Origin of the sequence: Streptomyces sp. NPDC029041, from assembly GCF_040637515.1 — a bacterium.
GTDB lineage: Bacteria > Actinomycetota > Actinomycetes > Streptomycetales > Streptomycetaceae > Streptomyces.
Window position 1 is genome coordinate 132,416 of record NZ_JBEZWO010000012.1, and the last position, 14,200, is coordinate 146,615.

Annotated in this window: 10 protein-coding genes and 2 tRNA genes; 6 read left to right on the top strand and 6 right to left on the bottom strand. The window is 72.9% G+C overall.

Annotation, left to right across the window (positions count from 1 at the left end; genetic code table 11):
* Window positions 1-83: 83 nt before the first annotated feature.
* The 3 genes from AB0F04_RS29095 to AB0F04_RS29105 are packed head-to-tail and all read left to right on the top strand — an operon-like array spanning window position 84 to window position 2,528.
* The gene (locus AB0F04_RS29095) at window positions 84-494 is read left to right on the top strand and encodes a GntR family transcriptional regulator (protein ID WP_362046561.1); all 411 of its coding nucleotides are present in this window, start codon (window positions 84-86) and stop codon (window positions 492-494) included.
* A 4-nt stretch (window positions 495-498) separates the two neighbouring features.
* The gene (locus AB0F04_RS29100) at window positions 499-1,431 is read left to right on the top strand and encodes an ABC transporter ATP-binding protein (RefSeq protein WP_362046778.1); all 933 of its coding nucleotides are present in this window, start codon (window positions 499-501) and stop codon (window positions 1,429-1,431) included.
* Window positions 1,428-2,528 (top strand): ABC transporter permease subunit, encoded by a 1,101-nt coding sequence (locus AB0F04_RS29105; RefSeq protein ID WP_362046564.1) that lies wholly within the window; start codon window positions 1,428-1,430, stop codon window positions 2,526-2,528. Before AB0F04_RS29100 ends, AB0F04_RS29105 begins: the two co-directional genes overlap by 4 nt.
* A 174-nt stretch (window positions 2,529-2,702) precedes the next feature.
* Here AB0F04_RS29105 and AB0F04_RS29110 read toward each other — a convergent pair whose 3' ends face one another.
* The 3 genes from AB0F04_RS29110 to AB0F04_RS29120 form a co-directional block, all read right to left on the bottom strand.
* A complete protein-coding gene (locus AB0F04_RS29110) occupies window positions 2,703-3,338 on the bottom strand; it encodes a signal protein (protein ID WP_362046567.1) in 636 nt (211 codons plus the stop codon).
* A gap of 169 nt (window positions 3,339-3,507) precedes the next feature.
* A tRNA-Arg gene (locus AB0F04_RS29115) sits at window positions 3,508-3,580 on the bottom strand.
* Window positions 3,581-3,776: 196 nt separating this feature from the next.
* Window positions 3,777-3,867, bottom strand: a tRNA-Ser gene (locus tag AB0F04_RS29120).
* 226 nt (window positions 3,868-4,093) lie between these two features.
* On the opposite strand from AB0F04_RS29120, the gene AB0F04_RS29125 reads away from it, so the two are divergent.
* Both AB0F04_RS29125 and AB0F04_RS29130 read left to right on the top strand, forming a co-directional pair.
* Window positions 4,094-4,579, top strand: coding sequence for an SSI family serine proteinase inhibitor (locus AB0F04_RS29125; RefSeq protein ID WP_362046781.1), 486 nt, complete (start codon window positions 4,094-4,096; stop codon window positions 4,577-4,579).
* Window positions 4,580-4,925: 346 nt separating this feature from the next.
* Window positions 4,926-9,839 carry a PAS domain-containing protein gene (locus AB0F04_RS29130; RefSeq protein WP_362046570.1) on the top strand — a complete coding sequence of 1,638 codons (4,914 nt, stop codon included), beginning with the start codon at window positions 4,926-4,928 and terminating at the stop codon, window positions 9,837-9,839.
* A gap of 16 nt (window positions 9,840-9,855) precedes the next feature.
* Here AB0F04_RS29130 and AB0F04_RS29135 read toward each other — a convergent pair whose 3' ends face one another.
* Window positions 9,856-10,434 carry a TetR family transcriptional regulator gene (locus AB0F04_RS29135; protein ID WP_362046573.1) on the bottom strand — a complete coding sequence of 193 codons (579 nt, stop codon included), beginning with the start codon at window positions 10,432-10,434 and terminating at the stop codon, window positions 9,856-9,858.
* Between the two features lie 129 nt (window positions 10,435-10,563).
* Between AB0F04_RS29135 and AB0F04_RS29140 the strand changes: the two genes are divergently transcribed.
* Window positions 10,564-11,763, top strand: coding sequence for an MFS transporter (locus tag AB0F04_RS29140; protein WP_362046576.1), 1,200 nt, complete (start codon window positions 10,564-10,566; stop codon window positions 11,761-11,763).
* Window positions 11,764-11,793: 30 nt separating this feature from the next.
* On the opposite strand, the gene AB0F04_RS29145 is transcribed toward AB0F04_RS29140, so the two are convergent.
* A complete protein-coding gene (locus AB0F04_RS29145; RefSeq protein ID WP_362046579.1) occupies window positions 11,794-13,470 on the bottom strand; it encodes a long-chain fatty acid--CoA ligase in 1,677 nt (558 codons plus the stop codon).
* 126 nt (window positions 13,471-13,596) lie between these two features.
* Window positions 13,597-14,157, bottom strand: coding sequence for a SigE family RNA polymerase sigma factor (locus AB0F04_RS29150; RefSeq protein ID WP_362046582.1), 561 nt, complete (start codon window positions 14,155-14,157; stop codon window positions 13,597-13,599).
* Window positions 14,158-14,200: the final 43 nt, after the last annotated feature.

Sequence of the window (14,200 nt, forward strand, 5' to 3'; positions counted from 1 at the left end):
AGCAACGGCCACGTGATCGTAATGCGAACCGGCTCCTTGCCTCGTCCTCCCCTGGTCTGTCTCCGGCACCTTCCCGGACCCCGTTGACAACTGCCGTCACTCCCTTCCAGCAGATCGTGCAGCAGACCAAGCAGGCCCTGCGGCTGGGCGTACTGGTGCCGGGCGACCGGCTGCCCACCGCCAAGGACGTCTCCGAGACGAGCGCGGTCAACCCGAACACCACCCTCAAGGCGTACCGCGAGCTGGAGCGCGAGGGCCTGGTCGAACCGCGACCGGGCCAGGGCACCTTCGTACGCCGCACGCTGGGCCGCCCCGAGACGGGCACCGACTCGCCGCTGTACGGGGAGTTGTCGGCGTGGATGGCGAAGGCGGCAGGGGCCGGTCTGGAGCAGGAGGACGTGGCCGCGATGGTCGCGTCGGCGCTGGAGAAGCAGTACGCCACCGGGACCACGACGGTCACGGGGGCCTCGACCACGAGGAGCACGGGTGAGTGACGTCATGTACGCGGGGGAGCCGGCGCTGGAGGCGCACGGACTGGGGATGCGCTACCGGCGGGGCTGGGCGCTGCGGGACTGCACCTTCCGGCTTCCGGCGGGCAGCATCTGCGGGCTGGTCGGCCCCAACGGGGCGGGCAAGACCACGCTGCTGAACATCGCGGCCCATATCCTGAAGCCGACGCAGGGCTCGCTCAGTCTGTTCGGCGAGGCGCCGGGATCGGTGGACTCCGGTCGGCGTACGGCCTTCCTCGCGCAGGAGAAGCCGCTGTTCCGTCGCTTCACCGTGGCGGAGACCCTGCGGCTGGGGCGGGAGCTGAACCCCGGCTGGGACCAGCGCGCCGCCGAGGACATCGTCCGCGCGGGCAACGTGCCCTTCGACGCGAAGATCGGCACCCTCTCCGGCGGCCAGCGAACCCGCGTCGCCGTCGCCCTCGCCTTCGGCAAGCGCCCCGACCCGCTGCTGCTCGACGAGCCGATGGCGGACCTCGATCCGGTCGTGCGCCACGAACTCATGGGCACCCTCCTCGCCGAGGCCGGCGAGCGCGGCACCACCGTGGTGATGTCCACTCACGTCCTCGCCGAACTGGAGAACGTGTGCGACTTCCTCGTCGTCGTCTCAGGCGGCGGTGTGCGCCTCGCCGGTGACGTGGACGACCTGATGACCGTGCACACCGTGGTCACCGGGGTCAGGGAGGGCGAGGGCCTGCCCGCCGCCCTCGGGTACCACACCCTCGTCGAGGCCCGGACCAGCGGACGGCAGTTCACCGCGCTCATCCGCCCGGAGGGGCCGGTCAGCGGCCCTTGGGAGACGACCGCCCCGAGCATGGAGGAACTCCTGCTCGCCTATCTCCGCTCCCCCGACGCACCCCCGCTGATCACCCCCACCGCCCAGGTCCACGCCCGGGCGTTCGGCACCGGGACGGTGGCGGCATGAGCACCTTCACCAGCCCCTCGACCGACGGCAGCAACGGGACGACGAACCGGACGATGAACGCGACGATGAACGGAACCAAGAACGGGCCCGGGCACGGGGCCGGGAACCCGACCACCACGGAGGCCACCCGGCGCCCCCGCCTCAGCGGTATGACCTGGCTGGTCTGGCGCCAGCACCGGGCCGCGTTCTGGACCATCATCGCCGCCACCGTGCTCTGCTCGGCCTGGATCGTCCACCAGCGCGGCCAGATGACGGACTTCCTCGACGCCTACGGCTTCCCCGCCAAGAGCCTCGACGACGCGGACACGGAGTTCCAGCCGTACGTCGACGCGTTCCATTCCGTCACCACCGGTCTCACGGCGATCCCCGTCATACTCGGTGTCCTCCTCGGCGCCCCGCTGCTCGCGGGCGACCTGGAGAACGGCACGGCCAAGCTGATCGCCGCCCAGTCCGTGAGCCGCAACCGCTGGCTCGCCACGAAGCTGGGGCTGGCCGGGCTGGTGGTCGTGGTGAGCACGGTCACGCTGTCGGCTGTGTTCGCCTGGTGGTGGAGCCCCGTCAAGTCCCATGCCCCGGGCATCGGCTGGACCTCCAGTGACTTCTTCAACACCACCGGCCCGGTGCCCGTCGCCCTCGCCCTCCTCTCCGTGTTCGGCGGAGTGCTGATCGGTGTGGTGCTGCGCCGCACGCTGGTGGCGATGGTCGTGACCCTCGGTGTCACCGTCGCCCTCCAGATGGTCTGGGGCCACTTCAGGCTGGCGCTCGGCGACGTCGTCACGGCCACCAGCAAGCCTGTCAGCCCCGGCGACGTGTTTCTCTTCCCGTCGGTGCCCGACACCGCGCACCAGTTCGACGCCACGTACGTCACCGGCAGCGGAAAGCTGCTCGGCTTGGACACCTGTACGGAAGCCGAGACGGATCAGGATCAGGCGATTCGGCTGTGCATGAAGAAGGCGGACGTCGTCGGCGCGTCCATCGATTACATCCCCATGTCGCAGATGAGCGGTATGCAGTGGCTGGGTGCGTCGATTCTCTTCGCTCTGACGGCCGGCGTCGTGGCGTTCCTCTTCTTCTGGGGTCGCAAGCGGCTCGTCTGAAGGAGAGAGCAGATCGCCATGACGATGGAGGTCTACGCCGAAGCGAGCGAGGAGGAGGTGCGGGCAGCACTGGGCAAGCTGTCCGAAGCCATGGGCGGCGCCGGCTGAGGACTCCGTCACCGTGACCTGCTCTCCAGGGGACCCCGAACTCGGGGTCCCCTGCACGCCGTTCGCCTACGCGGCATCCACGGTCAGGGAGTAGTCCACACCAACGGCGAAGTCCTGGGCCTGACCACGAATGGTCAGTGTGTGCTTCCCGGGCTCCAGCGGGGGCAACTGGACCCAGAGGCCGCACCCTGTGGTCGTGAGGCGCTCGTCGGTGCCTGTGACGGGGTTGAGGGCAACGCCCTTCACAGAGATCGGCTCTCCGCGGCTCGTCTCCGATTCGACCTTCTTGCCGTCCAGGACTGCGGACCCCTTGGCCTCGGTCATGAAGATTGCGCAGTCCACTGGCTCACCCATCAGGTTCACCAGGGGAAACGCGACAGGGACCCCTTCGGGGACGTTGCACGTGCGCTCGGCCTGAGTGCCGAAGGTACCCGCCAGGAACCACACGTCCTGCGGCTGGTTGCGCTCACAATCGCTCCCATCCTCGTCAACGACCGGATTGGTGCCTTCGGGTTCCGACAACGCCCACGTCCACCATCGGCTCTGCAAATCCTCAGGAGAGAGACCGCCTGGCGCCGACGACGGCGCACCTGAAGCCCGGGCCGGCGAGTCCCCTGTCCCCTCGGTTGCGCTGCGCCCGCACCCCACCAGCGCCGCCAGGACCATGGTCATGAGCACCACTCTGCTGGTCTTGATCTTCATCACTTCCCCTCCCCTGCTGCGCACGTGCGCGATCCCCGGTCGCATACGGATTGCGCGGACCCTGTCCGCGAGCCGGCCGACCCCCTTGGGCCACCCGTTGCCGTACTCCGCTGCTGTACGCCTCCGAAACGCGAGAGGCCCCGGATCTCTCCGGGGCCTCTCACCTGTGTGCACTCGGCAGGATTCGAACCTGCAACCTTCTGATCCGTAGTCAGATGCTCTATCCGTTAAGCTACGAGTGCTTGTTCTGCTTTTTCGCCGCTCTCGGGCCTTCCGGCTCGCTCGCGGCGACAGGAAGAACATTACATGACTGCCGCCGCCATGTGAAATCCGTTAGCCGTACCCCTTGTGAGCTGCGAAAACGGCGCTTCGGGCCACACTTCTGAGGGCAACGACAGCGAAGCCCCGGTCGGGTGACCGGGGCTTCGTGATCGAGTGCGGAGGCGGAGGGATTTGAACCCTCGATGGGCTTTAAGACCCAAACCGCATTAGCAGTGCGGCGCCATAGACCGGACTAGGCGACGCCTCCAGCATCACTCCCGCGCGAGCGCGAGCGGTGCGTGCCGATGATGACACAGTCGAGCGTGCTGTCACCAATCGACCCCCACGGTACTAGGCGGGAAGGGCGCAGGGCAAAGACCTTGTCAGGCCCGTGCCTGCTCCGCCCGGGCGTCCGCGCGCAACGTCCGGGCCCACATCGCGTTAGGCAGGGCATGTTGCGTGCCACCCCCCGGGCCACCGCCCGCCCCGTCCTGATGCGCCTCCTCGTCGGCGCCGCCGCCTCCGTCGCCGTCGCCGGATCGCTGACCGCGGCACCCCCGGCCGCGTACGCCCAGGCCGACGGGAGCGGACTGCTGTCCCCGGCCAGGCCCGGCGAGGGCCGGGACCGGGATCATCTGACCGTCACGGTGCGGAACGCGGGCGGCGGGTCCGACGGAACGTTCGAGCTGTACTGCAACCCCGACGGCGGCAGCCACCCCGATCCGGGCGGCGCCTGCGCCGCCCTGGAGCGGGACACGAGGTGGGGGCAGGACGTCTTCGCGTCCGCGCCGGAGGGCGGCTTCTGCACCATGCAGTACGGCGGCCCGGCCACCGCGCACGTCACCGGCACCTGGGCCGGCCGGCCCGTCGACGCCACGTACGACCGCCGCGACGGCTGCCAGATCTCCCGGTGGGACCGGCTCGTGCCGCTGCTGCCCGACATGGGAGGCGCGCGAGGAGCCCGAGGCGCCAAGGCCTGAGGCCGTCGAGGGGGCGGGCCCCCGCCCCTGAGCGGCATCCGGCGCTCCTCACCGCGCACCCCATTTGCGCCACTGTCCGCCCCCATCACGCCAGCCCGGCCAAAAGCTACAGAAAAGCCGTCGTCGTAAAGGTCCCGCGAAGGTCCCGCGACGTCGTCGCAGGAGGGCGGCGGTTTCACGGTTACCCGGTCGTCAGTTCGGGGTCACTTCCTCGTGCGACGTCCCTCTCATCCGGCGTCGCGAGCGCAACCGCAACCCTTAGACTCCCTCGGGTGACACGCTGCGGGACGGTTGGCAAGATGGCCCGAGCGGTCGGCAAGGTGCGGTAACAGGGAGGAAGCGTCTCGTGAGCAGCAGGCCATCCCGAGGCGCTGCTCGCCTCGCAGCCATACTGGACGCGCTTCCCGACGCGCTGGTCCTGGTCAACGCCAACGGCACGGTCGTCAACGCCAACACCATCGCCCTGGAGGCCTTCGAGACCCCGGGGACCGCTCTGGTGGGGCGCGGGCTGCTCGATCTGCTGCCGCAGTTCGACTCCAAGCTCATCCCCGGCTCCATGCGCCGGCCGGAACACCTCGATCCGCACGCCCGGACCAAGCCGACCCGGATGATCGCGCGCAGGACCGACGGGACCGAGTTCCCCGTCGAGGTCACCAGTGCGAATCTCGAGAACGGCCAGCAGGCCTACGACGGTTACGGCTACACCGGCGACGAGCTGCTCATGCTCGTCGTACGCGACCTCTCCGGGACCGTGGACACCGAGGCCGAGCTCGCCCGGTCCCAGCGGCAGACCGAGATGATCCTGCGGGCCGCGGCCGAGGGCGTCGTCGGCACCGACACCGACGGGCGGATCGTGCTCGTCAACCCGGCCGCCGCCCAGATACTGAAATTCCGGGCCAGCGATCTCGGCGGACGCGAACTGCACGACCTCGTCCTGCACTCGCGCGCCGACGGCTCGCCCTTCCCCTACGAGGACTCGCCGCTCGCCGACACCCTGCGCTCCGGGCGCAAGCACCGGGTGCGCGGGCAGGTGCTGTACGCCAAGGACGGCGGCAAGGTGCCGGTCGACCTGACGACCGCGCCCGTGCGCGACGGCGACCAGCTCGTCGGCGCCGTGATGACCTTCACCGACCGGCGGCCCTACGACGCCGTCGTCGAGGAGAAGGAGGCGGCGGAGAAGCGCCACGCCGAGGAACTGGAGCGGATCGCCGAGGAGCACGCCTCCGAGCTCACCGCGCTGCGCCAGCAGCACGTCACCGAGGTGGAGGAGCTGACCGAGCGGCACGCCGAGGAACTCGCCGCCAAGGAGGACCGGTACGCGGCGCTCGGGGAGCGTGAGAAGGACCGGTTCGAGGCGCTCGCCGCCCGGCACGAGCAGCTGCTGACCCTGCTCGGCCGTTCGCTGCGCGGGCCCCTGGAGGAGCTGCGCCGGGAGCTGGCCGCGCTCGCCGCCGACGACGCCGGGCAGCTGTGGCCCGAGGCCAACCAGGTGCTGCACCACCTGTCGGCCGGCTATGCGCGCATCACGACCCTGATCGACAACGTCCTCGGGTACCAGCGGCTCGACGCGGGCAGCGAGGACATCGCCCGTACGAAGGTGATGCTGGACGCCGTCGTCGCCGCCGGGGTCGACGGGGCCGTCGAGCTCATCGGGCCCGGGCGGGTGCAGTTCGCCGTGCACGCGCCGCCCATCGAGGCGGAGGTCGATCCCCGGCTGCTCGCCACCGCCCTGGCGCACCTCGTGGCCGACGTGGCGGGGGTCGACGCGACCGGCAACACGCCCGTGTCGGCCGGTGGTTACCTGGACAACACCGTCGTCGTGGCGGCGGCGCAGCGCGGCGAGGTCGTACGCATCGAGGTGCGGGGGCCGTACGCCGGTGGCGACACCGTGCACGAGCCCATCGTGCGCGGGATCGTCCGGGCCCACGGCGGTGTGCTGCAGACGCATGACGTGCCGGGGATGAGCGGGAGCGCGTACGTCCTGGAGGTGCCGATCGGGGGCGGGGCCGGAGCCGTTGCCGCCCAGCCGGTGGACGAGTCCGCCGCGCTCGCCCTCGTCGACCCCGCTGTCGATGCCGCTGCCGTGGACCCCGCTGCCCCCGACGCCGCCGGGCAGAGCTCCGGTGGGGGGCGGCGCCGGGCGCGGCGGGGCACCACCGATGCCTTTCTGGACGGCGACGTTCCCGGCGGCGACGGCGAGGGGGCCGGTGCTCCCGGAGCCGACGGAGCCGTGCCCACCGGGCGGCGCAGGCGGCGGGCCGCCGGGGAGCCAGCCGCTCTTCCGGCACCGGCTTCCGATGAGGACGCCGCGGCGGGCGGCGCGTCCGGCGGCTCCGGGCGTCGGCGGCGCGCGGCCGAGGAAGCCGGCGCGGCTGCCATAGGCAGTGCGGTCCAGGGCATCGCCGAAGGGGCCGTGGTGACGGCCGCCGAGCACGCGGCGGGGACCGCCGCCTCGAACACGGGCCTCGGCGGGACCGTGCCGCCGCAGGGTGTGCCCGCCCCGTCCGGGCGACGGGCCCGGCGGGAGCCCGGCGAGCAGGCGGCGCTGCCGCCCGCCCTGCCCGCGCCGCCGTCCGGTGGTGACGGCTCTTCCGCCGATGAGGTTCAGGACCAGGGCGGGCAGCCGACCGGGCGCCGACGGCGAGCGCTGGCCGCGGCGGGCGAGCGGGCGGCCGCCGCACAGGAGGCGGCCGGGCCGCGTCCGGTGTTCGCGCTGCCGCCGGCCGGGTCCGGCCAGACTCCGCCCCCCGCCCAGCAGGGGGCCCCGGCCGAGGCCGGCCAGGGGCAGCAGGTCACCGGCGGCCCCATCGGAACGCCGGGTGCCGCATCGGAAGCCGCGCCGGGTGCCGTGCCGGGAGCCGCACCGGATGTGGTCGCGGGCGCTGTGCCCGCACAGGGACGGATGCCGGTGCAGGGGCGGGTACCGGCTCAGGGGCAGGTGCCGGTCCAGGGACAGCCGCAGCAGGCCGTGGCGGGTCCTGGGGCGGCCGGTGCCGGTGACGGGGTGGCCGATGAGGGGCGGCACGACGCCGTTCCGCACGACCAGTCCGCCGATCACACGCCGCCGCAGCCGCATCCGACCAGTGCGCCGACCGGGCGCCGGCGACGGGCCGTCGCCGCGCCGCAGCCGGCCGAGGAAGCCGGAGCACCGGCGCCAGGAGCTGCCGGAGCGGTGGGTGCCGCACCGGCGGGTGCCGCGCCCGCGGGCCCTGTGCCTGCGGGTGCCATGCCCGCGGCCCCCGCCGCGGCAGGGCCCGTGCCTGTGGGTTCCATGCCTGCCGTTTCCGTGCCGGCAGGGGCCGTGCCCGCTCCAGCCGCGCAGGGCGTTCCCGCGCGGCAGGACGCCACCGGCCAGGTTCCGGTGGGGCAGGTCGCGCCCGGCCAGGGCGCACCCGTGCAGGGCGGTGTCGCCGCCGCCCCCGTTGCTCCGGGTACGGCCGTGCCGCCGCAGGGCGTGCCGGTTCCCGCCCAGGGCGACACCGTTCCTCCGCAGGGGAACGCCGTACCCGCGCAGGCCCACCTCCTGCCTCCGCAGGGCGTGTCCGTACCCGCTCAGGGTGGGCTCGGGCAGAGTGTGCAGGCCGCCCTCCCGGGGCAGGTCCTGCAGCCGCCCGCCGCCGGCCGGCCGCTTCCCGCTGAGGCCGCTCCCGGGCAGGGCGCCCCGTCCCAGGGCGCGCCCGCTCAGCCGATTCCGCCCCAGGCGGCTCCGGCCCAGGGGATTCCGCCCCAGGGAGTTCCGGCCCACGGAGCCACCGCGCCTGCGCCCGGCACGAACGCCCACGGCACGAACGCCCACGGCACGGACGGCCACGGGGCCCCGGCCGCACACCCCTGGCTCGCCGCCGACGAGACGTCGGGGGCCGGGGTGGCGCACCCGGCGCCCGCGAACGGCACACCGCCCCGGGCCGCGCAGCAGCACACGCCCGCGCCGGGCACGCCGCTGCCGCCGGAGGGTGCGCCGCGGGCGGCTCAGCCGTTGCCCGCGGAGTCCGCGGCACCCGTCGATCCGAACTCCACGCAGGGGCGCGCGATCAGCGTGCGGACGCTCGGCCAGGGTGTGCCGTTCACCCGGCAGGCGGCCCAGGTCCAGCAGCCGTCGGCCGTGGCCGTCCCGCAGTCGGCGACGCCTCCCCCGCACCAGCCGGGCGGATCGGGCAGGCGCCGCAAGCTCGGCACGCCGCCCGACCCGGCGGCGCGTACGGACCAGGCGGCCCGCCCGGAGCAGGGGCAGCCGCGTCCGGCGGGCCCGGGTCCCCGGCCGGAGCAGGCCGCGCGGCCGCATCCGGCGGCCGAGCACACGCCGCCGCCGGCCGCCGCTCAGGTCCCCGCCCCGGCCACCGCACCCGTCCCGGCGCAGCAGTCGCTCGCCGGTCAGTCACGCCTCGCGCAGATGACGGAGGGCGGCGGACGGTCCTACGCCATAGGCGCACCGGACGAGAACGCCGCCGAGGGGCCCGAGCCGCTGGACGGGCCCGGCGGGGCGGTCGAGGTGGCCGACCCGCCACGGCCGCAGCCGATGGACGACGAGCTGCCGCCCGAGCCGCTGGACAACCCGCGGCGGCTGCTGGTGTGGCCCGCGCCGGACGTCAGCACCCAGCAGGCGCTGAGCGACCGCGGTTACCGGCCGGTGATCGTGAACTCGCGTGAGGAGGTCGACGCGCAGATCGCGGCGTTCCCGGCCGCCCTGTTCGTCGACCCGCTGACCGGGCCGATCACACGCACGGCCCTGCAGTCGCTGCGGCAGGCCGCCGTGGCCGCCGAGGTGCCGGTGCTGGTCACGGCCGGGCTCGGACAGGCCTCGCGGGACGCGGCGTACGGCGCCGATCCGGCCGTGCTGCTGAAGGCACTGGCGCCGCGCGACACCGAGCAGCACCCGCCCCGGGTCCTGCTGATCGAGGAGCACGCGGAGATCGCGCTGGCGCTGACGGCGACGCTGGAGCGGCGCGGGATGCAGGTGGCGCGGGCCGCGAGCGACGCGGACGCGGTGACGCTGGCGGGGCAGTTCCGGCCGAACCTGGTCGTGATGGACCTGCTGCAGGTGCAGCGGCGGCAGGAGGGCTCCGCCGGGATCGTCGACTGGCTCCGGGCGAACGGGCAGCTCAACCGCACCCCGCTCGTCGTCTACACGGCCGCCGTCGACCAGGCCGACCTGCCGCGGCTGGCGTCCGGGGAGACGGTGCTGTTCCTCGCGGAGCGGTCCACCAGCAACGAGGTGCAGTCCCGGATCGTCGACCTGCTCAGCCGGATCGGCACCAACTGAGCACCCCGACCCCGTCCTACCGAGCCGTGAGCCGACGCGCCGCCTCCTTCACCGACGCGCGCAGGCGGTCCCGGTCCGGTTCGCCCTCGCCGACCAGGATGCGCCGCATCTGCGGGACGACGGCGGTCCAGTTGGCGAGGGCGGTCAGCAGGAACAGCAGGTCGGCCGCCGGGATGGCGTCCGTGACGACGCCCCGGGCCTGGCCGTCCCGGAGGGCGGCGACCTTGCGGGCGTAGTGCTCCTGGCGGTCGGACTCGTGGGGCAGCTCGGTGCTGCCGTACTCCAGGCCCTCCCAGAAGAGCAGGCGCAGCAGCTCCGGGTGGGAGGCGTGGTAGTCCATCAGGCGGTCGATCCAGCTCTCGATGTCGTCCGGGTCGACCGGGACGGCCTCGGCGAGGTGGAGCATCTTCTTCTCGAGGACGATCGCGAACAGCTCCGCCTTGTTGCCGAAGTAGGCGTAGATGAGCTGTTTGTTGGCCTTCGCCTCGGCGGCGATGCGGTCGATGCGGGCGCCGGCGATGCCGTGCCGGGCGAACTCGGCGACCGCCGCCTCGAAGATCCGGGCCTTGGTGGCCTCGGGGTCCCTTGCTGCCATGGGGAAGAGGGTAGCGCGCCAGGTAACCAACTGTTTGGTTGACAGGGAAGGGCGGGGCGGCCCAGACTGTTCCCCCATTAGCCAACCAACCAGTTAGTTGCTAGAGCCGACTCCAAGGAGTCCCCTCCCATGCCGTCAGCGACCACCACCGCCCCGCAGGCCACGAGCTCCGTGCGACAGGCTCGTACGCCCGCCCCGGGCCTCTTCCTCACCCTTCTCGCCGTGTGCAGCGCGGTCACCGCCGCCAACATCTACCTCGCCGCGCCGCTGCTCCCGCTCATGGCCCGCGACTTCGGCTCGGCGCCCTCCGCCATCGCCTGGATCGCCTCGGTCGCCCAGCTCGGCTACGCGGTCGGCCTGCTGTTCTTCGCCCCGCTCGGCGACCGTGCGAACCGGCGCCGGCTGGTCGCCGGACTCACGCTCGTCACCGCGCTCGCGCTGGGAGCCAGTGCGGCCGCTCCGGGCGCCGGGGCCCTCGCGGTCACGATGTTCGTCGCCTCGGCGGCCACCGTCATCCCCCAGCTGCTCGTGCCGCTGGTCGCCGAGCGGGCGCCCGCCGAGCGGCGTGCCCTGCATGTCGCGATCGTCATCGCGGGCCTGTTCGTCGGCATCGTCGGGGCCCGGGTGCTGGGCGGGCTGGCCGGGCAGGCCTTCGGCTGGCGGTGGGTGTTCGCCGGTGCGGCGGTGCTCACCCTCGCCCTGGGGCTCGCGACGGCGCTGGTCCTGCCGTCGCGGCAGCGCGCCGAGGGCCCGCTGTTCGCCGGGCTGGTCGCGCTGCCGTCGGTGCTGCGGGGCTCGCCGGAGCTGTGGCGGGCGTGTGTGCGGCAGGCCGGGATGTTCGGTGCGTGGAGCGCGCTGTGGACCTCGCTGGCGCTGCTGCTGACCGGGCCGGCGTACGGACTGTCCACCGCGACCGCCGGGATGTTCGGGCTGTTCGGCCTGACCGCGAGTGCGGTGGCGCCGCTGGCCGGCGGGCTCGTGGACCGGTTCGGGGCGGCGCGGGTCGTGCGGTCGGCGTATCTGGTCGCCGCACTGTCCGTGCCGCTGTTCTGGCTGGGCGGGCAGGTACTGGGGGCGTTGTTCGCCGCGGCGGTCGCCGTGCACGCGGCATTGGTCGCCTCCCACGTCGCCAACCAGACCCTCGCCCTGACCGCGACCACCACCCCCGCCACGGCCAACACCGCCTACGTGGTCGCCGGCTTCGCGGGCGGCGCGACCGCTTCGGCCCTCGCGGGGGCCGCGTTCAGCCACTTCGGATGGGCCGGGGTGTGTGGCGTGGCGGGGGTGTGGCTGGTGCTCGGGTGGGGCGTGACCGCCGTACGCCGGTGAGGTGCTGCCGTACGGCGGTCCGCGGGCGGGTCAGAGGCTGGTGACGTCCAGCTCCCCCTGCGCGTACTGCCTGCGCAGCACCTTCTTGTCGAACTTTCCGACGCTCGTCTTCGGGACCGCCTCGATGACCGTCCAGCGTTCCGGGAGCTGCCACTTGGCGATGTGGCCCTCGTCGGCGAGGAAGGCGCGCAGGGTCTCGAAGGTGGCGGTGGAGCCCTCCTTGAGGACGACCGTGGCCAGGGGGCGCTCGCCCCACTTCTCGTCGGGGACGGCCACCACCGCCGCCTCGGCGACGTCGGGGTGGGACATCAGCGCGTTCTCCAGCTCCACCGACGAGATCCACTCGCCGCCGGACTTGATGACGTCCTTGGCCCGGTCGGTGAGGGTGAGGAAGCCGTCGGGCGAGATGGTGCCGACGTCGCCCGTCTTGAGCCAGCCGTCCTCGCTGAACTTGTCGGCGGGGCGCAGCGGTTCGCCGTCGGGGCCGTTGTAGTAGGCGCCCGCGATCCAGGGGCCGCGTACCTCCAGCTCACCGGCGGACTCCCCGTCCCAGGGGAGGCGTTCGCCGCCGGGGCCGGACAGGCGGGCCTCGACGCCGGCCGGGAAGCGGCCCTGGGTGAGGCGGTAGGCGAACTCCTCCTCCGCGCCCGCCACACTGGCCGGCGGACGGGCGATCGTGCCGAGCGGGGACGTCTCCGTCATGCCCCAGGCGTGGCAGACCCGCATGCCCAGCTTGTCGAAGGCCTCCATGAGCGAGGGCGGACAGGCCGAGCCGCCGATGGTGACCTGGCCGAGGGAGGAGACGTCACGGGGGTTCGCCGTCAGCTCGGCGAGCAGGCCCTGCCAGATGGTGGGGACGGCGGCGGCGTGGGTCGGCCGCTCGCCCTCGATCATGGCGGCGAGGGGGGCCGGCTGGAGGAAGCGGTCTGGCATCAGCATGTTCACGCCGGTCATGAACGTGGCGTGCGGCAGGCCCCAGGCGTTCACGTGGAACTGGGGGACCACGACCAGCGAGGTGTCCTGGTCGGTCAGGCCCATCGACTGGGCCATGTTGACCTGCATCGAGTGCAGGTAGATGGAGCGGTGGCTGTAGACCACGCCCTTGGGGTCGCCCGTCGTGCCGGAGGTGTAGCACATGGCGGCGGCCTGGCGTTCGTCCAGCTCGGGCCAGTCGTACGAGGTCGGCTTGCCGGCGATCAGGTCCTCGTACTCGTGGACGCGGACGTTCGTGCCGGCCAGGAGGGAGCGGTCCCCGGGGCCGGTGACGACCACGTGCTCGACCGGCTTCAGGTGCGGCAGGAGCGGGGCGAGCAGGGGGAGCAGCGAACCGTTGGCGATGATCACGCGGTCGGCGGCGTGGTTGACGATCCAGGCCAGCTGCTCGGGCGGGAGGCGGAGGTTCAGGGTGTGGAGGACCGCACCCATGGACGGGATCGCGAAGTACGCCTCGACGTGTTCCGCGTTGTTCCAGGCCAGGGTCGCCACGCGCTCGTCGCCGGTGACGCCGAGGTCCTCCCGCAGCGCGTGGGCCAGCTGGGCCGCGCGGGCGCCGATCTCGGCGAAGGAGCGGCGGTGCGGCTCGTCCTCACCGGTCCAGGTGGTCACCTGCGATGTCCCGTGGATCGTCGACCCGTGGGTCAGGATCCTTGAGATCAGCAGCGGTACGTCCTGCATGGTGCTCAGCACGGCGTCCTCCCGGGGCGACATTGCCTGCGCGGTGGTAAAGGTTGCGCTGATTCTGCGCACATACCGCGCGGTATGTCACTAGGACCGGGTGATCGATCAGATCACGCCACGCCGGAGGGGCACCTCACAAGCGGCCGGCGAACCGCCTCACTGGCGGACAAGTCCCAGCTCAGCGTCCTCGCGGAGCTTGCCGATCGCCCGGGACACGGCCGACTTGACCGTGCCCACCGAAACGCCGAGCACCTCGGCCGTCTGGACCTCGCTGAGGTCCTCGTAGTACCTGAGGACCACCATCGCCCGCTGCCGGGCGGGCAGCCGCATGATCGCCCGCCACATCGCGTCGCGCAGCGCCTGCTGCTCGGCCGGGTCGTCACCGCCGGGCACCGGGTCCGGCTCGGGCAGCTCGTCGCAGACGAACTCGTCGACCTTGCGCTTGCGCCACTGCGAGGTCCGGGTGTTCAGCAGCGCCCGGCGCACATAGCCGTCGAGGGCCCGGTGGTCCTCGATGCGCTCCCAGGCGACGTACGTCTTGGTGAGCGCGGTCTGCAGCAGGTCCTCCGCGTCGCTCGGGTTGCCGGTGAGCGAGCGGGCGGTACGCAGCAGCACCGGCTGGCGGGCCCTGACGTACGACGAGAACGACGGGTACGGAAGGGTCTGCGCCGCTGGTCCGGCCGCCTTCGAAGCGCTCGTGCAGACGAGTGTGGTCATGGCTCAACGCTATGAGCGGGGCACCCCCGGCGGATCGGCCGCA

Excerpts from the sequence above, each read along its gene's own strand:
- AB0F04_RS29100 (WP_362046778.1), top strand. The coding sequence starts at position 499 with ATGTACGCGGGGGAGCCGGCGCTGGAGGCGCACGGACTGGGGATGCGC.
- AB0F04_RS29105 (WP_362046564.1), top strand. The coding sequence starts at position 1,428 with ATGAGCACCTTCACCAGCCCCTCGACCGACGGCAGCAACGGGACGACG.
- AB0F04_RS29135 (WP_362046573.1), bottom strand. The coding sequence starts at position 10,434 with ATGGCAGCAAGGGACCCCGAGGCCACCAAGGCCCGGATCTTCGAGGCG.
- AB0F04_RS29110 (WP_362046567.1), bottom strand. The coding sequence starts at position 3,338 with ATGAAGATCAAGACCAGCAGAGTGGTGCTCATGACCATGGTCCTGGCG.
- AB0F04_RS29140 (WP_362046576.1), top strand. The coding sequence starts at position 10,564 with ATGCCGTCAGCGACCACCACCGCCCCGCAGGCCACGAGCTCCGTGCGA.
- AB0F04_RS29145 (WP_362046579.1), bottom strand. The coding sequence starts at position 13,470 with ATGTCGCCCCGGGAGGACGCCGTGCTGAGCACCATGCAGGACGTACCG.
- AB0F04_RS29150 (WP_362046582.1), bottom strand. The coding sequence starts at position 14,157 with ATGACCACACTCGTCTGCACGAGCGCTTCGAAGGCGGCCGGACCAGCG.
- AB0F04_RS29125 (WP_362046781.1), top strand. The coding sequence starts at position 4,094 with ATGCGCCTCCTCGTCGGCGCCGCCGCCTCCGTCGCCGTCGCCGGATCG.